Here is a 23,532-nt window from a genome sequence, read left to right as displayed (position 1 = left end):
CCGGTCGAACGGTCGCCCCTACCTGTTCCCGATGACAGCACGTTCCGCGCAGCCGTGCAAGCCGAGTGGTCGCGCACCGGGTCGCCGGACCCGTGGACCGCATGTTTTCTTTTGCTCACCACAATCAATTCCCCCTCCCCTGGAAGAACATTCCCGGCGCGCCGGAAACCCGGCCCGCCTCGGTCAACCCGGCGATTCGAGCAGAACGCCCGTCAATCGTGTTCCCGACCGCCTCGCCACCGAAACCAGCCTCCCGGGAAGTGGACGCGGAGCCGCTCAGCCTTCACCTACCCACGGTGGAGCACGGGTCTCCGCACCGTTCGAGGGTGGTTCGACGTCGAACGCGGTCGAACGGGGAAATCCGCGCACCCCGTTCCACTTCCGCGCGGTCTGGAATACCCGGCGCGGCGGTGCATTGACCGTGAAAGCTCTTCACGACAAGTCACTCCCCTGCTACGGTCCGATTCCTGGGAACGTTCCCAGAATTCCGCCGTCGATCCTGATCCCCTATCAGGGAGCCGAAGATGCCACTGAAGTCATCATCAGGCACGAGCAGGAGAGTTCCACGTCGCGCACTCACCGCGGTGGCCGCGTTCGCGTTCGCGGCGGCGACGGCGCTGGGCACGGGCCCCGCTGCCGCGGAGGGCGTGGGCGCGGAGGGTGTGGGCGCGGAGGGTGTGGGCGCGGAGGGTGTGGGTGCCACCGGTGTGGGCGCCGCCGCGCGCGTCGACAACCCGTACGCCGGCGCGTCGGTGTACGTGAACCCCGACTGGGCCGCGAAGGCGCGCGCCGACGGCGGGTCCGCCATCGCCAACCAACCCACGTTCGTCTGGCTGGACCGGATCGCCGCCATCAACGGCGTGGGCGGCAGCCGCGGCCTGCGGTCGCACCTGGACAACGCGGTGTCCCAGGCGGCCGGGCGGACGATGGTCGTCCAGTTCGTCATCTACAACCTGCCCGGCCGCGACTGCGCGGCGCTGGCGTCCAACGGCGAGCTGGGCCCCGACGACCTCCCCCGCTACAAGACCGAGTACATCGACCCGATCGCCGCGATCATGGGCGACGCGAAGTACGCGAACCTCCGCATCGTGACGATCATCGAGATCGACTCGCTGCCCAACCTCGTGACGAACGTCGGCAGCCGGCCGACCGCGACGCCGCAGTGCGACCGGATGCTCCAGAACGGCAACTACGTCAACGGCGTCGGGTACGCGTTGGCGAAGCTCGGCGCGGTCGGCAACGTCTACAACTACATCGACGCCGCGCACCACGGCTGGATCGGGTGGGACGACAACTTCGGCGCCTCCGCGACGCTGTTCGCCCAGGCCGCCCGCGCGTCGGGCAGCACGGTGGACAACGTGACCGGGTTCATCTCCAACACGGCGAACTACGGCGTGCTGAAGGAGGACCACTACACCGTCGACGACGCGGTGAACGGGACGTCGGTGCGCCAGTCGAAGTGGGTCGACTGGAACCGGTACGTGGACGAGCTGTCGTTCGTCCAGGCGTTCCGCACCCGGCTGGTGAGCGCCGGGTTCCGGTCGGACATCGGCATGCTGGTCGACACGTCGCGCAACGGCTGGGGCGGCTCGCAGCGCCCGACCGCCAAGGGACCGACGACGAGCGTGGACGCCTATGTGGACGGTGGCCGGTACGACCGCCGCATCCACCTCGGCAACTGGTGCAACCAGTCCGGGGCGGGCATCGGCGAGCGGCCCCGGGCGAACCCAGCCCAGGGCGTCGACGCCTACGTGTGGGCCAAGCCGCCGGGTGAGTCCGACGGCGCGAGCCGGGAGATCCCGAACGACGAGGGCAAGGGCTTCGACCGGATGTGCGACCCGACGTACGGCGGCAACGCCCGCAACGGCAACAACCGGCCGGGCTCCCTCGCGGACGCCCCGCTGTCCGGGCACTGGTTCTCCGCGCAGTTCCGCCAGTTGCTGGCCAACGCCCACCCGAGGCTCTGACCCGCGCACCCGGTGGTCGGTCGCGGACCGGCCACCGGGCCACGGAGCAAGGCCGGGCCACGGAGCAAGGCCGGGCACGGCGCGAGCGCCGGGCCACGACGCGGCCACCGGGTCACGGTGCGGGCACCGACCCCGCCTGCCCCGACTTCCGGCCCGCCTGCCCCGTTCTCCGCGCCGCCTTGCCCGACTTGCGCCCCGCCTGGTCGGGCTTTCGCCCGGCCTGGTCCGGCTCCCGACCCGCCTGCGCCGCGAGGCTGCCGTCGACCCAGCACATCGCCAGCTCCAGCCGCGAGCGGCAGCCGCTGCGCTCGAACAGGCGGGCGAGGTAGTTCTCCACGCTCTTCTCGCTGCGCCCCAACGACGTGGCGATCTGGCGGTTCGTCGCCCCGGCGCTGACCAGGTCCAGCACCTGCACCTCCAGCGCGCTGAACGCCTCCCGCTCCGCGCGCCGGCGCGGCGGGGCGACACCGCGCGCCTTGGCGACCTGGGTGAGGAGCCGCCGGGCCTGCCGGGAGGCGAAGCGGTCGGCCAGGTCGCGCGCCTCGGCCAGCCACGCGCGGGGGTCGTCGGCGAGCCGCACCAGCAGCAGGTCGATCGTGAACAGCAGGGCCCGGTCGGGCCGGGCGGCCACGAGGGCGTGCGCGGCCAACGCGCTCCTCACGTCACCGCCGGCCATGGCCCGCGCCACCAGCACCCCGACCTCGGTGCCCCGGGAGCGCACCCGGTCGTGCAGGTCCGCCAGCTCGGCGGGCACCGCGTCCCGCCCGGCCCCGCCCTGCCGCCCCAGGCGCAGCAGCAGGCGCTCCAGGCCCACCAGGTGCCCGGCGGCGCGCAGGGCCCGGTAGTCCGCCCAGCCGCGCTCCGCCGCCTCGGCGGTGCGGCCGAGGTCGTGCCGGACCCCGCACCGCACCCAGGCGAGCACCGGGCCGAGCGCGGCGTCCGCCGGGATGCGGTCCAGCCAGGCGACGGCCCGCGGGAGGTCGCCGCGGGCCCGGCAGACCTCGGCGGCCACCGCGCAGGCCAGGTCGTGCTGCGGTGCGCGGTGCGCGGCGGTGGCCCGCGCCTCGATGCGGCGGGCCTTGGACAGGGCGGCGTCCCACTCGCCCGCGAGGTAGTCGTCCACCAGGTCGCGGTAGCCGCACCGGGGGCGGCGGTCCACCGGGTGGGTGCGGCTCTCGCCCAGCAGGATCGCGTAGGCCGCGCCCCAGTCCTCGAACGCCAGCGCGTCGCGCACCTGCTCGGGGTCCGCCGGCCCGCCACCCGCCCGCCGCAGCTCGGCCAGCGCGGTCTCGAACCCGTCCCGGTCGCCGAGCCCGGCCACCAGCACGTTGGCCTCGGCGCTGCCCGGCACGGGGCCGACCGCCGCCCAGGCGCCCGCCTCGGTGCGACCGCCCGCCGGGCCCGGACCCGCCAGGGCGGGGAACGCCCGCGCGCCCATCGCCATCATCCCGGCGGCCTCGGGCTCGCCGGCCGCCACCGTCTCGGCCGCCGGGTCGACCCACGCGTCCGCGCCGGTCCACCGGGCCTGGACCACGGCGAAGGCCCAGACCAGGCCCGCCTTGCGCACGGCGCGCGCGGGCAGCCGGTCGCGCCGGAGCATCACCCGGTTGCCCAGGTCGACCAGGCCGCGCACGTGGCCGCGCCGCATCATCAGCCGCATCGCGGTGCTCAGCAGCCCCGGCACCCGCCGGTCCTCGGGCGGCAGCGCGTCGAGCAGCGCCACCGCCGCCCTGATCGCCTGCCCCGGGTCCTCCTCGGCCCGCTCCACCGCCGCCAGCAGCAGCGGCGTCGCCACCTCGGCGGGCAGCGCGCCGCCCGCGGCGAGGGCGTGGCCGCGCACGGCCGGGTCGCCGCAGGCCGTGGCGAGACCGCCCCGGCGGACCGCCCCGGCGGCGATCGAGGCGTGCAGGGCGGGCAGGTCCCACCGGTCCGGTCCGGCGCGCAGCGACCTCGCCACGGCGGGCACGGCGCAGGTCACCCGGTCGTCCGGCCCGACGGAGAGGACGCCGTCCTCGACGAGCAGGTCCAGGGCGGTACCCAGGTCGTCGACGGGGCGGTCCAGGGCGGGGGCGAGCGAGAGCAGCTCGTCCACCAGCAGCCGGGTGGTCGCGGTGAGCCCGGCCACCAGGGCGGCGACCTCGACGACCCGGTCGCACTCGGCGGACGTCCCCTCGCGCTCCAGCGGCAGCCCCGCGGGCAGTTCGGTCGCGGGCAGGCACGCGTGGCCGTCCACCACCACGAGGCTGTCCCGGGGGTCCAGCGCGCCCAGCAGCGCCAGGACGTCGCCGGGGACGCCCGCGCGCGGGCCCAGCGCGGCCCGCACGGCGTCGACCAGGTCCTCCTCCGCGGCGACCTCCAGCGCCGCGCTGATCAGCTCGCGCACGGCGGCGCGGTCCAGGCCGGGCAGCTCGACCACCCGGTCGGCCGGCAGGGCGAGTTCCGCCGGCGGTTCCGGGTTTCGCCGGGTCGTCCGGCAGGCGAGCACCAGGGGAATTCCGGCCGTGCGCATTCCGCGGAGCAGCGTGCCGAACAGCGGGAATTGCCTCGGGGCAATCCGCTCGACATTGTCCAGCAGCACCGCCGACGGCCTGGACGCGGCCACCCGGGCGAGCACCGCGACCAGTGCGGCGACGAGGGCGAGCCCGGCGCGGGGGTCGTGCCGGGTGCGGTCGCGGGCCCGGCGCAGGGCGTCCACCCGGCCCACCAGGTCGGCCTCCGCCGTGCCGCGGGCGACCGCCCCGAGCACCGCGTCCGCCACTCCGACCAGGTCCAGGACGTCCGCCGACGCGGTCGCGCGCACGACGAGCACGCCGCGCGCGGCGGCCTCCCCGGCGACGACGTCGAGCAGCGCGGTCTTGCCCGCGCCCGGCGCGCCGCACAGCAGGACCGCCTCGGCCGGCGTTCCACCGGACCCGGCCACCACCTCCCGCAGGAGTCGCGACTGCTCGTCCCGGCCCACCAGCGCGCGTCTTCGGATTTCCGCCACCACCCCGTATTAACCTGCGGCGACGTGGACACCCGCAATTCAATGACTGCGGACCGTTTCCACCTGACCGCGACTCGCTCCCACTTTGTACCACGGGAGCCGCTGCCCTAAAGTCTCCACTCGGGCTGCGGGCCGTGCGGTGAATGAAATCGAAACAACGTGGACAAATTAGGAGGCCCAGCTGAGCGGGCAGGTTTTCACCGGTGCGGTGGACGCCGTGGTCGAGGCGCTGGGAGCGGAGGGCCACCGGCCGGTGGTGGTCACCGGTGACCGCGGGTCGGGGCGTACCTCGGTGCTCGCCGCCGTTGCCGACCGGGTGGGTGCCGAGGGGGCGGACGTGCGCACCACCACCTGCTTGCCCAGTGACCGTGGGAGCGCTTTCACAGTGGCGCGCCGGCTGCTCGGGTCGCTGACCGGCGGTCACGAGGCCGGTGGCGCGCCGGTGCCGCACCTGCCCCTCGCGCTGACCCGCGCGCTGCGCGAGCGCGGCCGGGTCGTGCTGCTCGTCGACGACGCCCAGCACGCCGACGACGAGTCGGCCCGGCTGCTGCGCGACCTGGTGGCCGGACCGGCGCGCGGCGACGTGCGCCTGGTGCTGTCGGAGCTGGTCCACCACCCGCGGCCCGCGCCGGCCGGGCAGGTCGACGTGCCGCTGGCCCCGATGGACCGCGACGGCGTGGCCCGCGCGCTGGTCCGGCTGCTGGGCGCCATCCCGGACGGCGCGCTGGTCGCCGAGGCGCACCGGCTGACGGCGGGCAACCCGGCCGCGCTGGTGGCGGTGGTCGAGCAGCTGCGGCGCACCGGCGGCATCCGGGTGCTCATCGGCCACGCGCACCTGCTGGAGGGCACGCCGCCGCCGGTGCTGCCCGACGACGACCGGTTCGTGCGCGCGCTGCGCGGGCTGGGCGCGACGCCGTGGCGGGTGGCCAAGGCGCTCGGCCTGCTGGGTTCGGACCACCGCTGCCCCTCGGACACGGTCGTCTCGGTGATCGAGTCCGCGGGCGTGGCCCCCGGGGCGGTCGCGGAGGCGCTGGACCTGCTGGTCGCCTCCGGTTTCGCGGAGCGCTCCGGCACCCCGGAGCGGCTCGGCTTCCGGGTGCCGCTGCTCGCGGCGGCGGTCGCGGCGCGCATGGGCCCCTACGAGCGGCGCGCGGTGTCGGCGGCCGCGGTGCGCCACCACTGGCGGCACGACCGGGCGGACGCCGCCTCGCCGCCCGACAAGCTGGCCTTCCTCGCCGACCGGATCGCGGACGGGGTGGCCCTGCTGGACCCGAAGCGCGCCGCGCGGGAGCTGCTGGACACGGGCCACGCGCTGCGCTTCACCCACATGGCCCGCGGCGCGCGCTGGATGCGGGTGGCCGCCACGCTGCTCGACGACCCGGTGGCCCAGGTGAAGGCGTTGACGGCGCACGCGTCGGCGGCCCTGCGCTCCGGCGACCACGCCACCGCGGCCCGCGAGAGCAGGGAGCTGCTGACGCGCTTCGCGAGCGCGATGGACCGCGGGCTGCGGCTCGACGTGGCCGGGCTGGAACTGCTCGCGCTGGCGGGCACCGGCGACCGCGCGGCGCTGGCCGCGGCGGCCGAGGAGCACCTGCGCCCCACCGCCGACGCCGCCCACCTCGCGCTCGGCGCGCACGCGCTGTGCCTGCTCGGCCGGTGGGACGAGGCGCGGCGGCTGCTGGAGGGGGTCCCGCCGGTGGCCCAGGAGTCAGCGGCAGAGGAGTCAGTGGCAGAAGAGTCGGCGGAGCGCTGGCTGGACAGCTCGGCGCGCTGGTCCACGGGGCTGGTCCACGGCGACCTGGCGGACCTGCGCGCGGCCGTGGCGCGGGACGGCGGGCGGACGCGCTACGACCTGACCGTGCACCAGTACGACTCGCTGCTCGGGGTGGGCGAGCTGACGGCGGCGCTGGACCTGCTGGCCCGGCGCGGGGTGGGCGTCGACCAGGTGCCGCGGCAGGACGTGTTCCTGGCCCGGTTCCTCGGGGGCGACTGGGAGCGGGGGCTGGGCACGGCGCGGTCGATGATGGCCAACACCCCGGCGTCGGCGCGGATGCCGGTCAGCGTGCTGGCCCACGCCGGCGCGTCGACGATGCTGCTGGCGCGCGGCTGGCCGACGCGGGCGGCGAGCGTGCTGGACGCGGCGCGGGCGACCGTCCCCGTGCCGCACCTGCTGGCCGCCGCGACCGCCGCGGTCCACGCGCTGCTGGGCGACGCGGACGCGGCGGAGGCCGTGCTGCGCGCCGGGCTCGCCGACGCGGGCGCGCACGGCTACGTGCTGGGCACCGGGGAGCTGTGGGCGGGGCTGGCGGAGTGCCGGGCCGCGGTGGGCGACGCCCGGGGCGCGGCGGACTGCGTGCGCGAGGTCGAACGGGTCGCCGGGTGCACGGGCGTCGCGGCGGCCCGGCTGCTGGCGCTGCGCACGGCGCTGCGGGTGGACCGGACCGCCGGCAGACCGGCCGAGGCGGTCGCGCTGGCGCGGGAGTCCGGCCAACCGTTCGAGCTGGCGCTGACGCTGCTGGCCGCCGCCGAACCGGGGCGGGCCGGGCGTGACCACCTCCTGGAGGCGTACGAGCTGTTCGGCGGGCTGGGGGCGGCCACGTGGCGCAACCGGACCCGCACGGCGATGCGCGAGGCCGGGGTGTCGGTGCCCGGCCGCAACGCCGCGGCCGCGGAGAACGAGCAACTGCTGGCCCGCCTGGTGACCGAGGGGCTGACCAACCGGCAGCTGGCCGCCGTGCTCCAGGTGAGCGAGGGCGGGATCGCGGGTCGGCTGACCCGGTTGTTCACGAAGGCGGGCGTGCGGTCGCGGGTGGAGCTGGCCACGGCGATGCGCGTCGAGGACTACCCGTGACAAGACCGTCCTCGTCGGGACCGCCCCTGATCCGGCCGGGGCACCGGTCCGCTCAGATCAGCCCGGCGCGGATGGCGTAGGACACGGCGTGCGTGCGGTTGCGCAGGTTCAGCCGCTTCATCAAGCCGTAGAAGATGTTCTTCACGGTCCGCTCCGAGTAGGACATCTCCTTGGAGATCTCCTCCAGCGTCATGCCCTCGGCCATCAGGCGGAGCATGTCGACCTCCCGGACCTGGAGCCCGGAGGGGGTCAGCCCGGCGGGCACCAGCACGTGCTCCTGGAGCCTGCGCAGGTGCTCCAGGAGCCCCGCCTGGAGGGAGTTGGGGAAGTCCGCCTGCCCCTGGTGCGCGACGTGGATCAGCCGCCGCAGCCGGGCGGGGGTGTAGTCGGCCCGCCACAGCACGCCCCGCACGCCGTGCTCGACGGCCGCGGAGTAGTCCAGGTACCAGTCGTGGCGGACGATCAGGCAGAACGCCGTGCGGGGCGTGCGCAGGTCCCGCATCATCTCCAGGGTCGTCATGTCGGCGTTGTCCACCGAGGCCACGACGACCCCGTCGACCGCCTCCCCGCCCTCGGGGGCCACCAGCTGGAACTCCACCGTCGAGTTGATCTCGTCGGCCAGGTGCGCCCGGGTGATCGGGTCCGCCGCGTGCACCGCCACGTTGATCGCGCTCATCCCCGCTCCGTCGATCGTCCTTCGCTCGTGCCGCAGGCACACTCTCCGTGTACTTCCACACACAGCTTGTCATGGCAAGGCCGCCGATCGGCACTTCGAACAGGGTTCGGCGTTAGTTCTAGGGAAACCTCCCGCGAATTGTCAGACTTCTGTACGGTACCTGATTTTTTGCAGCAAAAGACCAGGTGAGAGCACTATGAGGTAGTGACGGAAGCGAGCCCCGCACGGCCGGTTGGGCCGGTGGCCCCACGACGCGGTGCGGATCGCCGACCACCGTTCGCAGCAGGACCGCGTCGCATTCGGGTGATCCGGGCGCACGGCCGCTCCACCGGTCCGCGACTGCTCCGAACGGGCGTCGGTGCTACTTCACGAACTCCGGGCCGACCCTGGGCGGCCAGACGCCCGCCGACAGGAGGCCGAGCGAGTACGCGCGCGACACCAGCGCGGTCCGGTTGGGCACGTTGAGCCTGCGCAGCATCGTGCTCACGTGGTACTCGACGCCCTGCCGGCTCAGGTAGAGCGCCGAGGCCAGCCGCACCGACGAGACGCCGGCGGCCACGCCCTCCAGGATGCGGGCGTCCAGCTCGCTCAGCATCAGCCGGTCGTCCACCACGGGGCTCTCGTCGCGCTCCCCCCGTCCCGGCTGGACGACGACCAGCACGCGGGCGAGGTCGAACCCGGGGCGCACCGCGGTCGCGGTGAACACCACCGGCACCACCTGGTCGCCGAAGCACGTCGCCAGCACGTGCTCGGTCACGTTGGGCACCTTGTCCGCCACCAGCCGGTCGAGCTGGCGGCCCAGGTGCGAACGGGCGCTGCGGTGCACGAAGTGCAGGACCTCGCGACCGCGCAGGGTCGCGTTGCGCCAGCCGAACTCGCGGCTGAAGTCGGCGTTGACCTCCTGCACGACCAGGGCGCGGTCGAGCGTCACCATGCACAGGCCGGAGTGGTCGAAGAGGCATCTGAAGTCGTCCGCGCCGAACCTGGTGCTCGCCGACGTGGCCACCAGGTGGTCGGGTTCGTTCGAGATCGGGTATCCGAGTGACACGGCACAGCCTTCCGTGTTTTCTTTCGACGGGTCGCGCCCCGGGTGCTCCACCGGTGGACGCGCCGAGAACAGGACCGCCCCGGCGACCGCGACCGGGAACCGCGTCGATGCGGTCGGTCGCTCGTGCGCCGCCCTCGGGGAGCGTCGTCCTGTTCGTTATGCGGAGTCTTGCATAATGCGATGGTCAGCCGGGCGGCGAAGGTACCAACAGGAAGGCCGCCGGGGCGGGAACGGGCAACGGCGTCTCAACAGACGTGCCGCCGGTGACCGCCGACCCCCTCGTCGTCGACGTCCGACCACAGCGAGGGGTCGTAGGGCGTGTCCGGGACGTACACCACCTCGGCGTGGTGCGCCCGGCCCGCGGCGGGCAGGTCCGCCGCGTCGATCTCCAGCCGCTCGACCCCGTTGACGAGGCGGCGGATCACCACGTGGTCGCCGTGCCGCGCGCGCAGCGCCCGGATGCACCGGCGCACCTCGCCCAGGGCTCGGTGCAGCTCGTGGTTCTTCGGCACCGGCAGTTCTGCCCCTTCGGGCAGCGCGCCGTCCCGGGTCGTTCCCGCGTTCTCGATCGGGTTCGCGTCGTGGGTCGGGTTTGCGTTGTGGGTCGGGTTTGCGTTGTCGGTCAGGGACACGGTCGACCTCCCGGCTCGGTCACAACGGGATGTTGCGGTGGTGGCCGCGCCCGGCCGGGGCGGCGGACAGGATCTCCACGAGCCTGCGCCGGGTCCGGTCGGGGTCGACCACCTCGTCCACCACGCCCAGCTCCACGGCCTTGGCCACGCCGCCGACGGCCAGGTCGTGCTCCGCGGCCAGGACGGTGAGCAGCGCCTCGCGCTCGTGCTCCGGCGCGGCGGCGAGCTTCTTGCGGTGCAGGATCTCCACCGCGGCCCGCGCGCCCATGACGGCCACCTCGGCGTCCGGCCACGCCAGCACCGCGGTCGCGCCCAGCGAACGGGAGTTCATCGCGATGTACGCGCCGCCGTAGGACTTGCGCACCACCAGGGTCACCCTGGGCACGGTGGCCTCGGCGAAGGCGTGCAACAACTTCGCGCCGCGGCGGACGACCCCGCCCCACTCCTGCGCGATGCCCGGCAGGTAGCCGGGGACGTCGACCAGCACCACCAGCGGCACGCCCAGCGCGTCGCACGTGCGCACGAACCGCGACGCCTTCTCCGCCGACAGCGAGTCCAGGCAACCGCCCTTGCGCAGCGGGTTGTTGGCGACCACGCCGACCGCCCGCCCGCCGAGGCGGCCCAGGCCGATCACCACGTTGGGCGCCCACTTCGGTTGCAGCTCCACGAAACCGGCGCGCGGACCGCCGTCGAGCAGGGCGTCCACCAGCGGGTGCACGTCGTAGGCGCGCTTGGGCGACTCGGGCAGCCGGAAGCCGAGCGGCTCGTCCAGGCGCGGCGCGCCGATGTCGAAGCGGCCGGGGTTGGCGACCAGGTCCACGACCCTGCGGGCGTCCAGGAACGCCTGCGCCTCGCTGCCCGAGGTGATGTGCACGACGCCGGACTTGCGCCCGTGCGCCTCCGGGCCGCCCAGCCCGTCCATGTCGATCTGCTCGCCGGTCACCGACCGCACCACGTCCGGGCCGGTCACGAACACCCGGCCGCCGTCGGCCATGACGACCACGTCGGTCAGCGCCGGGCCGTAGGCCGCGCCGCCCGCCGCCGGGCCGAGCACGATCGACAGCTGGAGCACCTGCCCGGAGGCCCGGACCATCGCGCTGAACATCCGGCCGATGCCGTCCATGGCCGCCACGCCCTCGGCGAGCTTGGCCCCGCCGGAGTGCCACACCCCGATGACGGTGCAGCGCTCGCGCACCGCGAGGTCGATCGCGTCGACGATGTACGGGCACTCGTCGATGCCGATCGAGCCGCCCTTGCGGGTGGCGTCGGTGCAGTAGACGACGACGGGGGCACCCTCGATCGTGCCCCTCGCGACCACGATGTTCGCGTGCGCGGGCCGCTGGACGAGCACGGTGGAACCGGGGTCGAGCAACTGCTCCACCCGCCTGACCGGGTCGCGGTGGTCGACGTCGGCCGGTGCGACGACCGCGGGCGCGGGCGTCATTACCGCCAGGTCGGGAAGTGTCACCACCCACCTCCTTCGGATTCATGTGGGGAGCCACCAGTAAACCGCGCGGAAGTGCCGAGAATCCCTAGTCTTCGCGTCGGACCGCGCAGGAATTCCGGGCACCCGGAATTCACGTTTTTACCCTCCCCGTCCGGCCCACACCCCTGCGGCGCAGGGTGGAACCGGTTTCACCCGTGCGCTCCACCGGGAGGCAACCCGGCGTTCACCCGGGACGTCCGCACAGACCCGAGGCCCGCTCACACCATTCCGACGCACCGAAGAATGTGGGACGCACATCACAATAGGGTGAATGCAATTAGCAAACGCGTCGAGAGGCTGTCAAGGCACGCAAGTCCCCCGGACGCGCATCTAGTAGAAAGCGCCGGTTCCCCCCGGTTCCATTGCGGAGGCGGCGGCGCACGCGGAACTCTCACGGACGTCCCCGACGGCGATCGGCCGCCGGGCGGGTCGGGCGTGGCCCGGCAGGTGACGATCCGTCGAGTCGAGGTGGGGTCCATGCAATTCGGTGTGTTGGGTTCGCTGGAGGTCGTCGACCGCGGTGTCGCCGTCCCCGTGAAGGGCACGAAGCAGCGCGCGGTGCTGGCCTACCTGCTGCTGCACGCGAACCAGGTGGTGGCCACCAGCAGGTTGCTCAAGGCGCTGTGGCCGGACGAGGTGCCCTCGACGGCGCGCAAGATGGTGCAGAACGCCGTCTCCGGCCTGCGCAACGTGCTGGCGTCGCACGCCGACGGGGAGCGGTCCGCGCTGCTGCTGACCCACGCGCCCGGTTACGTCCTGCGGGTCCCGCCGGAGCAGATCGACCTGTGCCGCTTCGAGGGGCTGGCGCAGGCGGCGCGCGCGGGCCTCGCCGACGGCCGCACCGACCAGGCCGCGCAGGCGCTGCGCGAGGCCCTGCGGCTGTGGCGCGGGCCGGTGCTGGCCGACCTGGCGGAGGCCGGTGTCCGCTGGCCGGAGCTGACCAAGGTCCGCGACATGCGCGTGGGCGTCATGGAGGACTACTTCGACATCGAGCTGGAGCGCGCCCGGCACGCGGAGGTGCTGCCCGACCTGGAGCAGCTGTTCCTGGCCGAGCCGCACCGCGAGCGGCTGTGCCGCCAGCTGATGACCGCGCTCTACCGCGCCGGGCGGCACGTGGACGCCCTCCAGGTCTACCGCCGCACCCGCGCGGCGATGGCGGAGGACCTCGGCCTGGAGCCCGGCCGCGAGCTGCGCGAGCTGGAGCGGGCGATCCTGGAGCACGACGAGGAGGCGCTGAGCCCGGGGGCGCCCGCGCGGGTCGCCGACCGGGTGCGGGTCGCGCCCGTCCCCGTCGCGGAGCCCTCGGCGGGGGTCGTCCGGCCGGCCGCCGCGGCGGTGCCGGGCGTGGCGCCGGGCGCGGTGGCCGAGCGCAGGCTCGTCAGCGTCGTGGCGGTCGCCCTGCGGCAGGACGCGGACCGGGACCCCGAGGAGGTCGAGCAGTCGCTGGTGGAGATCGCCGGCGCGGTGCGCGACGAGGTCGAGCGCGCCGGCGGCGCGGTCATCGGCAGCACGGGTTCGGTGCTGCTGTCGGTCTTCGGCGTCCCCCGCACGCACGACGACGACGTGGTGCGGGCGACCCGCGCCGCGCTGGCGATCAGGGACCGGCTGCTGGGCGCGGTCGGGTCGGGGCCGGACTTCCGCCTGGCGGTGGCGACCGGCGAGGTGCTGGCGAAGTTCCCCGTCGCCGGCGGGGCGACCCCGACGATCGCGGGCACGGTGGTGGACACCTGCGCCCAGATGACGAACGCGGCCCGGCGCGGCACGGTGTGGGCCTGCGAGGTCACCCGGCAGGCCAGCGCCTCGCTCATCGCCTACGCCGAGCGGTCCGACGCGGCGGCGATGTGGCGGGCCGAGTCGGTGCGCGACACCCCCGTCCCGGCGCCGCAGCGGCACGTCCGCACCCCTTTCCTGGGCCGCGAGCTGGACCTGGACCTGCTGCACCGGATGCTGAACCAGGCCGAGCTGCACGCCCGCCCGCAACTGCTGACCCTGCTCGGCGAGGCGGGCATCGGCAAGTCCCGCCTGGTGCGCGAGTTCGTCGAGTCGCTGCCCGAGGGGGACGACGGGACCGGTCCGCTGGTGCACACCACCCGAGTGCCCGCGCTGTGCGACGACGTCGCGGTCCGCGTGCTGGCCGACGTCCTGCGCGGCTGCCTCGTCCGGCGCGACGGCGACCCGGCGGCGGCGGTGGACGAGCTGGTCGGCCCCGGCGAGCAGGCCGACTCCCTGGTCTCCCGGCTGGCGCCCCTGCTGGCGCCCTCCCCCGCCGGGATCGACCTGGAGGAGGCGTTCTACGCGCTGCGCGCCGTGCTGGAGGCGAAGGCGGCGCAGCGCCCCCTGGTCCTGGTGTTCGAGGACCTGCACCTCGCCGACGAGCGGCTGCTGGACCTCGTCGCACGGCTCTCCCGCGGTTTCGGCCCGGCGCCCCTGCTCGTGGTCGCCACCGCCCGGCCCGAGCTGCTCACCGCGCACCCCGGCTGGCACGGCACCGTGCGCAACGCGACCACGGTGACCCTGGAACCGCTGCCCGACACCGCGGTGGAGGCGCTGCTGGACTCGCTGCTGCCCGCCGGGCACGACGGCGTCCGGACCGAGCAGCTGCGGCGCTCGGTGCTGACCAAGGTCAGCGGCAACCCGCTGTTCGCCGTGGAGTACGCGACGGCGATCCGGGACGGCCGGCTCCAGGACGAGCTGCCGCCCGACCAGGTGCGCCGCGTGCTGGCCGCCCGGCTGACGGCGCTGTCGCCGGAGGAGAAGGCCGTGCTGAAGGACGCCGCGGTGCTCGGCGAGATGATCACCGCCGCGGGCATCGCCGCGGTCGGCGGCTACGGCGAGCACCAGGTCGACGCCGTCGCCCGCTGCCTGGAACGGCTCGAACGCGGCCAGCTCCTGCGCCGCGCCCCCTACCGCGACCCCGCCGAGGGACCGACCTACGAGTTCACCCAGATCCTCGTGCGGGACATCTCCTACCTGGAGCTGCCGCACACCCAGCGGGCGGCCAAGCACCGCAACGCGGCGTCCTGGATCGACGGCCTGAGCAGCGCGCGGGGCGGGCAGTGGGACGCGCACCACCCGCTGCGCAGGCACCACCACCGCCACGTGACCGCCGCCGTCGGCAGGCGCACCGCGCCCCGGTCGCTGGTCGCCGACTCGCCGAGCCGCGCCCTGGTGGGCGCCCGGGAGGGCGTCGCCTGAGCGACCCGCACGCCGGAGCGGCGCGGACCCGGTCGGGTCCGCGCCGCTCTCGTTCGCCGGGCCGCCCCCGTTCGCAGGGGGTTCAGCCGTGCGGGCGCTGCATCACGTCGGCGGTGTACTTCACCGCGGCGGCGGGGTGCCGCGAGGTGAACGGGCACTTCCAGTCCTCCTCGGTGAAGCGGCCGGAGAAGTGGCGGGACGGCATCGCGTACTCGTAGGTGGTGAAGCTGGGGTTCACCGAGCCGTTGTTGCCCTCCTCCCGCTTGCGGATGGCGTCCTGCATCGAGAAGAACTTCTCGCCCAGCATCATGAACTGCACCAGCGAGTTGAACGCGATCGCCGGGCGGGTGAAGCGCCTGCTGGCCCGGGACGAGCCGGGGTGCATCCCGACGATGAAGAACGCGTGCCCGGCCGTGTGGAAGCCGAAGTTCGGCTCGTTCGGGTCGGAGGTGGCGCCCTGGTCCAGGCCGTGCAGCGGCGCGTCGAGGTCGTGCATCAGCTGGAGGTGCTGCCACAGCAGCCGTTCGTACTCCAGCTCGTCGAGCACCTCGCCCGGCTCGTCGAAGGTCGCCACGAACGTGCGGAAGCTCCGGTCCGACAGGGTCGGCTTCAGGTCGCGCGCGTAGGGCACGAGGTCCTGGTGGTTGGCGCGGGCGGACTCGGGGTCGCCCAGCGCCCGGTAGTGGCCGTGCACGATCGACTGCTTCTTCAGCGCGGCGCGCGCGCCCAGGCAGCTGAACTCCTTGGTGGTGATGAACTCTTCCAGTTCCGCGCGGGGGTCTGTCACGGTGGTCACCGTTCTCGGCTCGTGGTGCTCGTCGTGGGAGTGGGTGGTCGGTCCGGCGACCACTCGGAGGTGGTGACGTCGACCGGGTGGGCGGGCGCCGCCACGGCGGCGGCGAACCCCGCCCCGACGGCCAGCTCGCGCACCGTCCACCCGGGACGGCCCGCGGCCTCGCCGCCGGTGAGCGTGAACGCCGGGCCCGGCAACCCGGCCAGTCCCCGGCCGTCGACCTTCAGGTACGCCTCCGTGCAGGCCCAGTGCCGGAAGAACGCGGGCAGCCGCTCGGCGGGCGGCAGCGCGGCCAGCGACGCCGCCCCGGCCGGGGCCAGCACGCGCTCGGCCAGGCCGGCGTGGTCGACGTCGCGGACCTGCTCGACGTCGACCCCGACGGGCATCCCGCGGGCGACCGCGACCAGCGCCAGCCCGCCGGAGTGCGACAGGCTGAACTCCAGCCCGCCGCGGTCCGGCAGCAGGCGCGGCCGGCCGCCGTCCCGGGTGAGGCGCAGCTCGCCGGGCGGCACCCCGGCGTACCCGGCGAGGACGTGCCGCAGGGCCGCGTGCGAGGCGGTGAACCGCCACCGCTCGTCCTCGACCGCGAACCCCCCGGCACGCCGCCGCTCGTCGGCGTCCAGCACGTCCAGGTCCAGCGCGCCCGCGTCCCGCGCCAGCTCGACGCGCCACACGTGCACGTCGCGCCGGGGCCTCAGGGCGCGCCCGGTGGTCATCCCGCCAGCCTGGCGCGGACGACCCCCAGCAGCTCGGGCGCCCTCTTGTCCAGGTAGAAGTGCCCGCCGGGGTAGGTGAACAGCGCCGAGTCGGCGGACAGCGCGCACCAGGCCGCCAGCTCGTCGTCCGACGCCCTCGGGTCGCCGTGCCCGCCGAACGCGGTCAGCGGCACCGGCAGCGGCGGGCCGGGCACGTGCCGGTAGGTCTCGTTCACCGTCAGGTCGGCCCGCAGCAGCGGCAGGAACATCGCCAGCAGCTCGGGCTCCCCCATCAGCACGTCGGGGAGCCCGCCCAGCGCGCGCAGCTCGGCGGTCAGCTCGGCCGCCGGCAGGTCCCGCAGCCGCTTGCGCGTGTCCGGCAGCTGGGGCGCGGCCCGGCCGGACACGAACAGGTGCCGGGGCAGCGGACCGCCGCGCTCGGCGATCCGCCGGGTGACCAGGTAGGCCACCAGCGCGCCCATGCTGTGCCCGAACAGGGCGTAGTCGCCGGTGAACTCCTCACCCAGCCCGGCCAGCACGTCGTCGACGAGCGCCTCCACGTCGTGGTGCGCCGCCTCCCGGCCGCGCTCGGCGCGGCCGGGCAGCTGGACCGGGCAGATCGCCAGGCCGTCGCCCGCCGAGGCGGACCAGCCCCGGTAGACGGCCGCGCCCGCGCCCGCGTGCGGGAAGCAGAACAGCCGCGTGCCGGCGCCGGACGCGCCGAACGGCAGCCAGCGCGCGGCGGTGGTCGCCGCGGTCACCCGGCGTTCACCTCCAGGTACGCGGGCATGGGCTGGATCTGGCTCAGGTCGGACTCCAGCACCAGGTGGTCGCCGTCCCGGGCGACCTCGGCGAAGCCCGCGAACGCGTAGGTCACGTACATGACCCGGTTCCGGCCGGTCTCCACGAAGTCGGCCCGCAGCACCGCGCCGTCGGCCTTGGCCAACCGCATGATGTGGTTGAGCAGCACCGTGCCCACGCCCCGCGACATCACCCGGCACGACATGAGCATCATGCGCAGGTGCCACGCGGGCCGCCCGCGCTCGACCAGGGCCAGGCCGATCTTGCCGTAGCCGCCGTACCGGTCGGTCAGCGAGGCGACCAGCAGCAGGTGGTCGGGCGACTGCCGCAGCTCGTCCAGCTCCTCGTAGGAGTAGGTGCGCCCGGTGGCGTTGAGCTGGTTGGTGCGCACGGTCAGCTCCTCCGCGCGCTGGAGGTCCTCCTCCTTGGCCTCCTCGATGGTGAACACCATGTCCAGCGTGGACAGGAACTCCTCGCTGGTGCCCGCGTAGTCCTGCTCGACCCGGTCGCGCACCTCGGCCGCGCGGTACAGCTCGCGGCGGATGCGGGACTCGTCGGTGACGAACTTGGGCCGGAACTCGTCCGACTCCAGCTCCTCGGCCAGCCGCGCGGTGTCCACGGTCTTCACCGCGGGCAGCGCGTGGGCGACCTCGGCCAGCTCGAACGGCTGGTCGTCGACGAACGCAATCGCGTCCAGCCCGATGTTGAGCGACTTGGCGATCCGCTCGACCGACTGCGACTTGGGGTTCCAGTTGATCTGCGGGTGCAGGAAGTAGTCGTCGAGCCCCTCGGCCCGCAGCCGCTCCATCGCCGCGTCGTGGTCGTTGCGGCTGGCCACCGAGTGCAGGACGCCCAGCTCGTCGAGGCGCTTGATCTCCGCCACGACCTCCGGGCGCACCCGCACCCGCCCGTCCTCCAGGAGGGTGCCGTCCCACAGCGTGTTGTCCAGGTCCCACACCACGCACTTGATCCGACCGCGCTTCGGCTTCGCCGGAGCGGCGGTGTCCGCCGTCGTCACCCCGTCACCTCTCGATACGCCTCGGCCGCGATGGTCAGCTCCTGGATCTGGGTGCTGCCCTCGATGACCTCCATGACCTTGCTGTCCCGGTACAGCCGACCCACCGGGTGGTCCTGCCCGAACCCGTTGGCGCCGTGCACCTGCACCGCGTCACCCGCCACCCGGACCGCCGAGGTGGAGGCGAAGTACTTGGCCACCCAGGTGGCCATGATCGTCGCCGGGTCGCCGGCGTCCTTGAGCGCGCCCGCCTTCTCGCACAGCAGCCGCGCCGCGTCGCGCGCGGTCACCATGCCGCTGACCATGGCGCGGATCTGCGGCAGGTCGCGCAGCGGGGAGCCGCCGGCGGTGCGCGTGGACGTGTAGCTCGCGCAGGCGTCCAGCGCGGCCCGGATGATGCCCACCGAGCCGCACGCGACGCTGTAGCGGCCCAGGTCCAGCGCGCTGGTCATGACCGTCGCGGTCGCCCAGCCGCGCGGGCCGAGCAGGGCGGAGCCGTCCAGCCGGACGCCGGTGAACTCCACGGTGGCCAGCATGCTCGCCGCCGTGCCCATCACGTGCCGGACCGGGGTGACGCGCACGCCCGGCCGGTCGGCCTCCACCAGGAAGGTGCTCATGCCCTCGCCGGTGCGGGCGAACACCATGAACAGGCCCGCGACCTGCCCGCCGGTGATCCAGGTCTTGCGACCGTCCAGCACCCAGCCGTCGCCGTCCGGCACCGCGGTGGTGCCCTCGGCGGTGGAGTCGCTGCCGCTGTGGTCGGGTTCGGTCAGGCAGAACGAGCCCAGGACCTCCCCCGCCGCGAGCGGCCCCAGCCACCGGGCGTGCTGCTCGTCGGTGCCCCAGCGGTGCACCGACGCGGACACCATGGTGTGCACGGTCAGCATGCTGCGCAGCGAGGAGCAGCCGCGCCCGACCTCCTCGTGCACGCGCCCCAGGGTGACCATGTCCATGCCCGAACCGCCGACCTCGACCGGCAGGAACGGCGCCCACAGGCCCAGTTCGCCGACCCGGCGCAGCACCTCGTCCGGCAGCCGCTCGGCCCGGTCGAACTCGTTGGCGCGCGGGGCGACCTCCTGGTCGACGAACCGCGCGACCTCGGCCAGGTCCGCCGCCCGCGACGGCGCGGTCACCGCCTCCACTGACACGTCGACCGCCCGGCTCAGTGCGCGGCAGCGGCGGTGCGCCGCTGCACGAGCTCGGTCATCCGCTCCACCGTGCGGAAGTTGTCCAGCATCAGCTCCTCGTTGGGGATGCGCGTGGCGAACGCCTTCTCGATGAACATGACCAGCTCCATCGCGAACAGGGAGTTCACGAAGCCGAGGGCGAAGATGTCCTGCTCGTCGGTGAAGCTCAGCCGGGGGAACTTCGCGGCGATGAAGGAGCGGATCTCGGTGCGGACGTCCTGCGACATGCTCTGGGCCTCTCTCGTGGTGATGTGGTGGGTGCGGCGCCGGTCAGCCCGCGCCGACGCCGTGGTAGGTGTGGAAGCCCTTGCCGGTCTTGCGGCCGTGCAGGCCCGCGTCGGTCATCTGCTTGAGCAGCGGGCAGGGGCGGTACTTGCTGTCGTTGAACTGCTCGTAGAGCACTTCGACGCTGTAGAGGATCGTGTCCACGCCGATCAGGTCGGCGGTCTCCAGCGGGCCCATCGGGTGGCCGAAGCAGCTGCGGAACACCTCGTCCACGGTCTCGGCGTCGGCGACGCCCTCGTGGACCAGGAACGCGGCCTCGTTGACGGTCAGCATCAGCACCCGGTTGGACACGAAGCCGGAGGCGTCCTTGACCGGGATGGGCTTCTTGCCGATGGACTCCAGCAGCGCGCGGACGGTGTCCTTGGTCTGCTCGCTGGTGTGGTAGCCGGGGATGAACTCGCAGGCCGGCTTCATCGGCACCGGGTTCATGAAGTGCACGCCCATGACCTTGTCCGGGCGCGAGGTCAGCGCGGCGACCTTGGTGATCGGGATGGCCGAGGTGTTGACCACGAACACGGTGTCGGCCTTGCACGCCGCGTCCAGCTGCGGGTACAGGGCGCTCTTGAGCTGCCAGCTCTCGGTGATGTTCTCGATGACCACCTCCGCCTCGGCCAGCAGCTCCAGCGACGTGCCGGTGGTGATCCGGGACAGCACCTCGGCCGCGTCGACCTCGGGGCGGCCGAGCATCCGGGCCATCCGGCACTCCAGCTCGATCCGCTCCAGCGCCCTGGTCAGGGCGTCCGGGTCGCGGTCCACCAGGACCGCCTGGTGCCCGTGCTGCGCGAGGTCCTGGGCGACGCCGGTGCCCATGACACCGGCGCCGACCACTCCGACGATGGTCATCGCTCCTCCTTGACTGCGTTGTTCGTGGGGACGGTGCTCGTGGGGACGGTGCTCGTGGGGACGGTGCTCGTGGGGCCGGGGGCGGCGCCGAGCACGCCGTCGACGCGGCCGTGCGCGCGCCGCACCGCTTCGACCACGTCGTCGGCCGGTCCGCCGAACTCGTCGGCGAACACGACGGTGGCGCCCAGCTCGGCGCCCAGGCGGACGGCGAGCGCGCGGCCGGCCGGGTCGGTGTCGCCCTCGACCAGGTAGACCGGTCGGCCGGCGAGCGGGTCGGCCTCGCGGGCGCCGAGCGCGACGTCGAGGGCCGGTCCGGCGGTGGGCTCGACCCAGTGCCGCTCGCGCTGGAAGGCGTAGCCCGGCAGGGTCGTCTTGCGCGGCGAGCGGCCCTCGTGGTGGGCGCGCCAGTCGACGTCCACGCCGGACAGCCACAGCCTGCCCAGCGCCTCGGCCAGCGCCTCGGTGTCCGGCCTCGGGTCGGCCTCGCCGGGCAGCGTGGGCACGAGGTGCGCCCAGGCGTCCTGCGGGAACCCGGGGTGGCCGCGGAACATGCCGCCCAGCGACTGGCCCGCGCCCAGCTCCACCAGCGCGGTGCCCGGGTGCTCGGCGGCGAGGTGGCCGATCATGGTGGCGAAGCGCACCGGCCGGCACATGTGCTCGGCCCAGTAGCCCGGGTCGGCCAGCTGCCTGGCGGTGATCGGCAGGCCGGTGACGTTGGACAGGTAGGGCACCTCGGGCTCGGCGGGCTTCAGGTTGGCCCGCGCCCAGGCGGTCAGCTCGGCGGCGACGGGGCGCAGCGCGCGGGAGTGGAAGGCGTGCGAGGTGCGCAGCGGCCGGACCGGGATGTCGCGGGTGGCCAGCTTCCCGGCCAGCTCGGCGATCCCGTCGGCCGGTCCGGACACCACGACCGCGCGCGGCCCGTTGACCGCGGCCACGTCGAGGCCGAACCCGGCGGGGTCGCCCGCGGTGCGGGTCAGCTCCTCGACCGACAGCGGCACCGCGGCCATCGCGCCCGCGGGCAGCGCCGAGATCAGCCGGGCCCGGGTGGCGACCAGCGCGGTCGCCTCCTCCAGGGTGAGGCTGCCCGCCAGCGCCGCCGCGGCGAACTCGCCGACGCTGTAGCCGGCCAGCACCGCCGGGCGGACGCCCCAGGTGCGCAGCAGCACGCCCAGCGCGTGGTCCACCGCGAAGACGCCCGGCTGGACGACGGTGGTGTCGGCGGGCCCGTCGTCGGTCGCCCGGCCCAACAGCCGGGCGAGGTCGCCGCCGCCCGCGGCCCGGGGGCCGACCAGGCGGGCGACCGGGTCGAAGCCCAGGTGCGCCCGGAACAGCTCGGCGCACTCGTCGAGCGCGTCCCGGAACACCGGCTCGGTGGCGTACAGGCCGGCCACCATGCCGTCGTACTGCTCGCCCACGCCGGTGAGCAGGAACCCGGCGCGGCGCGGGGCCACGTCGGCGGCGGCGAGCACCCGGGTCGGCGAGGACAGCGCGTCCGCCGCGTCGGCGGGGCCCGTCGCCACGGTCATCCGCCGGTGCTCGAACGCCTTGCGGCCGTACTGGAGCGTGTAGGCGACGTCGGCCAGGTCCGACCACCCGGCGGCGCTGTCGGCCAGGCGGCCGGTCGCGGCGTCGGCGGCGGCCGGCGTGCGGCCCGACCAGATCAGCAGCTGGTGCGGGCGCTCGACGCCCCGGTCCGGCGCCTCCTCCTCGGGTGCCTCCTCCAGCACCACGTGGGCGTCGGTGCCGCCGAAGCCGAACGCGCTGACGCCGGCCAGCCGGGGCCGCTCGCCGCGCGGCCAGTCGGTCAGCTCGTCGACCACCACCAGCTTGTCGCCGGAGCGGGCGAGCTGCGGGTTGGGCGCGGTGAAGTTCACCGCGGGCGGCAGCTGCTCGTGGTGCAGGGCGAGCGCGGCCTTGATGAGCCGGGCGATGCCGCCGGCCTGGTTGATGTGGCCCAGGTTGGCGTCCGTCGAGCCGAGCGTCACCCGCTCGACGCCGGGCACGTCGAAGACCTCCTGGAGCGCGCGGATCTCGGCGATGTCGCCGAACGACGTGCCCATCACGGACGCCTCGACGTGGTCGACCTCGTCCGGTTCCACGTCGGCGGCGGCCAGCGCCTCGGCGACCACGGCGGCCTGCCCCGGCACGCCCGGCAGGTCGAAGCCCTGGCGGCCCCGGCTGCCCTCGTGGTTGACCGCCCAGCCGCGGATGACCGCGTAGACCCGGTCGCCGTCGGCCACCGCGTCCTCCAGCCTGCGCAGCACGACGACGCCCAGGCCGTTGCCGGGGAGCTTGCCGTTGGCGCCGGCGTCGAGGACGCGGTTCACGCCGTCCGGGGCGAACAGGCTGCCCGGGCGGTAGAGGTAGCCGGGGTCCTGCGGGACGACGACCGACACCGCGCCCGCGACGACGAGGTCGGACTCGCCGGTGAGCAGGCTGCCGCACCCCTGGGCCACCGCGACCAGCGCGGTGGAGCTGCAGCTCTGCACGCTCATCGACGGGCCGGTCAGGTCCAGCGCGTAGGACAGGCGGGAGGCGAGCAGGTCCTTCTCGTTGAGCAGCAGCAGCCGGTCCGGCCCGTGGGCGAGCACGGTGGCCTCGTCCTGGAACAGGTTCGACAGCAGGTAGGCGGGCGGCGCGCTGCCGGCGAACACGCCCACCAGGCCCTCGACCCGGCCGGGGTCGACGCCGGCGTCCTCCAGCGCGTGCCACGCGCACTCCAGGAACAGGCGCTGCTGCGGGTCCAGCAGCTCGGCCTCGGCGGCGCGGTAGCCGAAGAAGTCGGCGTCGAACAGGTCGACGCCCTCCAGCAGGCCCGCCGCGGGGACGAACGCCGGGTCGTCCACCAGCGCCGGGGACACCCCGGCTGCGAGCAGCTCGTCGCGGCTCATCCGGGTGATGCCGTCGCGGCCGGCGCACAGCTCGGTCCAGAAGCGGGCGATGTCGGGCGCGCCCGGGAAGTTCCCGGCCATGCCGACGATCGCGATGTCGCCGCTGGTGTCGCGGCCCGCGGTGGCCGACTCTCGGGTGTCCGACTCTCGCGTGGTCGGCTCTGGGCTGGTCATCGGGTCC

The 23,532-nt window shown here is 74.5% G+C and carries 16 protein-coding genes; 3 read left to right on the top strand and 13 right to left on the bottom strand.

The features are described from left to right. Positions 1-584: 584 nt before the first annotated feature. Positions 585-1,967 (top strand): glycoside hydrolase family 6 protein, encoded by a 1,383-nt coding sequence (locus ACRAKJ_RS15650; protein WP_438925458.1) that lies wholly within the window; start codon positions 585-587, stop codon positions 1,965-1,967. Positions 1,968-2,079: 112 nt separating this feature from the next. On the opposite strand, the gene ACRAKJ_RS15645 is transcribed toward ACRAKJ_RS15650, so the two are convergent. Continuing rightward, entirely contained in the window at positions 2,080-4,953 is a 2,874-nt protein-coding gene (locus ACRAKJ_RS15645) for an AAA family ATPase (protein WP_438925457.1), read from the bottom strand. A gap of 208 nt (positions 4,954-5,161) precedes the next feature. Here ACRAKJ_RS15645 and ACRAKJ_RS15640 point away from each other — a divergent pair, with 208 nt between their 5' ends. After that, positions 5,162-7,804 carry an AAA family ATPase gene (locus ACRAKJ_RS15640; protein WP_438925456.1) on the top strand — a complete coding sequence of 881 codons (2,643 nt, stop codon included), beginning with the start codon at positions 5,162-5,164 and terminating at the stop codon, positions 7,802-7,804. A gap of 52 nt (positions 7,805-7,856) precedes the next feature. Here ACRAKJ_RS15640 and ACRAKJ_RS15635 read toward each other — a convergent pair whose 3' ends face one another. The 4 genes from ACRAKJ_RS15635 to ACRAKJ_RS15620 all read right to left on the bottom strand — a co-directional run bounded on the left by ACRAKJ_RS15635 (position 7,857) and on the right by ACRAKJ_RS15620 (position 11,628). Beyond that, positions 7,857-8,480 carry a LuxR C-terminal-related transcriptional regulator gene (locus ACRAKJ_RS15635; protein WP_438925455.1) on the bottom strand — a complete coding sequence of 208 codons (624 nt, stop codon included), beginning with the start codon at positions 8,478-8,480 and terminating at the stop codon, positions 7,857-7,859. Between the two features lie 361 nt (positions 8,481-8,841). Then, the gene (locus ACRAKJ_RS15630) at positions 8,842-9,528 is read right to left on the bottom strand and encodes a LuxR C-terminal-related transcriptional regulator (RefSeq protein ID WP_438925454.1); all 687 of its coding nucleotides are present in this window, start codon (positions 9,526-9,528) and stop codon (positions 8,842-8,844) included. A 245-nt stretch (positions 9,529-9,773) separates the two neighbouring features. Then, on the bottom strand, positions 9,774-10,160 hold the full coding sequence (locus ACRAKJ_RS15625; RefSeq protein WP_438925453.1) for a hypothetical protein: 387 nt from the start codon (positions 10,158-10,160) through the stop codon (positions 9,774-9,776). 19 nt (positions 10,161-10,179) lie between these two features. Next, a complete protein-coding gene (locus ACRAKJ_RS15620) occupies positions 10,180-11,628 on the bottom strand; it encodes a carboxyl transferase domain-containing protein (protein ID WP_438925452.1) in 1,449 nt (482 codons plus the stop codon). Positions 11,629-12,123: 495 nt separating this feature from the next. Here ACRAKJ_RS15620 and ACRAKJ_RS15615 point away from each other — a divergent pair, with 495 nt between their 5' ends. Continuing rightward, positions 12,124-14,841 (top strand): BTAD domain-containing putative transcriptional regulator, encoded by a 2,718-nt coding sequence (locus tag ACRAKJ_RS15615; RefSeq protein WP_447009006.1) that lies wholly within the window; start codon positions 12,124-12,126, stop codon positions 14,839-14,841. A gap of 82 nt (positions 14,842-14,923) precedes the next feature. Here ACRAKJ_RS15615 and gntA read toward each other — a convergent pair whose 3' ends face one another. Genes gntA through ACRAKJ_RS15575 form a run of 8 tightly spaced genes read right to left on the bottom strand, consistent with a single transcriptional unit; the run spans position 14,924 to position 23,525 of the window. Further along, positions 14,924-15,628, bottom strand: a complete 705-nt coding sequence (gene gntA / locus ACRAKJ_RS15610; RefSeq protein WP_447009005.1) for a guanitoxin biosynthesis heme-dependent pre-guanitoxin N-hydroxylase GntA — start codon at positions 15,626-15,628, stop codon at positions 14,924-14,926. A 5-nt stretch (positions 15,629-15,633) separates the two neighbouring features. After that, positions 15,634-16,350: a 4'-phosphopantetheinyl transferase family protein gene (locus ACRAKJ_RS15605; protein ID WP_447009004.1), complete on the bottom strand. Its 717-nt coding sequence runs from the start codon at positions 16,348-16,350 to the stop codon at positions 15,634-15,636. Beyond that, positions 16,347-17,090, bottom strand: coding sequence for a thioesterase II family protein (locus ACRAKJ_RS15600; protein ID WP_447009003.1), 744 nt, complete (start codon positions 17,088-17,090; stop codon positions 16,347-16,349). Before ACRAKJ_RS15600 ends, ACRAKJ_RS15605 begins: the two co-directional genes overlap by 4 nt. Continuing rightward, a complete protein-coding gene (locus ACRAKJ_RS15595; RefSeq protein WP_438925354.1) occupies positions 17,087-18,148 on the bottom strand; it encodes an HAD-IIIC family phosphatase in 1,062 nt (353 codons plus the stop codon). The genes ACRAKJ_RS15600 and ACRAKJ_RS15595 overlap by 4 nt, the downstream gene beginning before the upstream one ends. Further along, on the bottom strand, positions 18,145-19,278 hold the full coding sequence (locus tag ACRAKJ_RS15590) for an acyl-CoA dehydrogenase family protein (RefSeq protein ID WP_438925353.1): 1,134 nt from the start codon (positions 19,276-19,278) through the stop codon (positions 18,145-18,147). The genes ACRAKJ_RS15595 and ACRAKJ_RS15590 overlap by 4 nt, the downstream gene beginning before the upstream one ends. Positions 19,279-19,307: 29 nt before the next feature. Continuing rightward, positions 19,308-19,559 (bottom strand): phosphopantetheine-binding protein, encoded by a 252-nt coding sequence (locus ACRAKJ_RS15585; RefSeq protein WP_438925352.1) that lies wholly within the window; start codon positions 19,557-19,559, stop codon positions 19,308-19,310. Between the two features lie 43 nt (positions 19,560-19,602). Further along, positions 19,603-20,460: a 3-hydroxyacyl-CoA dehydrogenase NAD-binding domain-containing protein gene (locus ACRAKJ_RS15580; protein ID WP_438925351.1), complete on the bottom strand. Its 858-nt coding sequence runs from the start codon at positions 20,458-20,460 to the stop codon at positions 19,603-19,605. Further along, positions 20,457-23,525 carry a beta-ketoacyl synthase N-terminal-like domain-containing protein gene (locus tag ACRAKJ_RS15575; protein ID WP_438925350.1) on the bottom strand — a complete coding sequence of 1,023 codons (3,069 nt, stop codon included), beginning with the start codon at positions 23,523-23,525 and terminating at the stop codon, positions 20,457-20,459. The genes ACRAKJ_RS15580 and ACRAKJ_RS15575 overlap by 4 nt, the downstream gene beginning before the upstream one ends. Positions 23,526-23,532: the final 7 nt, after the last annotated feature.

The organism is Saccharothrix sp. DSM 118769 (genome assembly GCF_052936295.1).
Note: the sequence above shows the minus strand (reverse complement) of the source record. Positions and strands in the feature narration are given on the sequence as shown.

Coding starts and splice junctions, on each gene's coding strand:
- ACRAKJ_RS15585 (WP_438925352.1), bottom strand. CDS start 19,559: ATGTCGCAGGACGTCCGCACCGAGATCCGCTCCTTCATCGCCGCGAAG.
- ACRAKJ_RS15575 (WP_438925350.1), bottom strand. CDS start 23,525: ATGACCAGCCCAGAGCCGACCACGCGAGAGTCGGACACCCGAGAGTCG.
- ACRAKJ_RS15580 (WP_438925351.1), bottom strand. CDS start 20,460: ATGACCATCGTCGGAGTGGTCGGCGCCGGTGTCATGGGCACCGGCGTC.
- ACRAKJ_RS15615 (WP_447009006.1), top strand. CDS start 12,124: ATGCAATTCGGTGTGTTGGGTTCGCTGGAGGTCGTCGACCGCGGTGTC.
- ACRAKJ_RS15605 (WP_447009004.1), bottom strand. CDS start 16,350: ATGACCACCGGGCGCGCCCTGAGGCCCCGGCGCGACGTGCACGTGTGG.
- ACRAKJ_RS15635 (WP_438925455.1), bottom strand. CDS start 8,480: ATGAGCGCGATCAACGTGGCGGTGCACGCGGCGGACCCGATCACCCGG.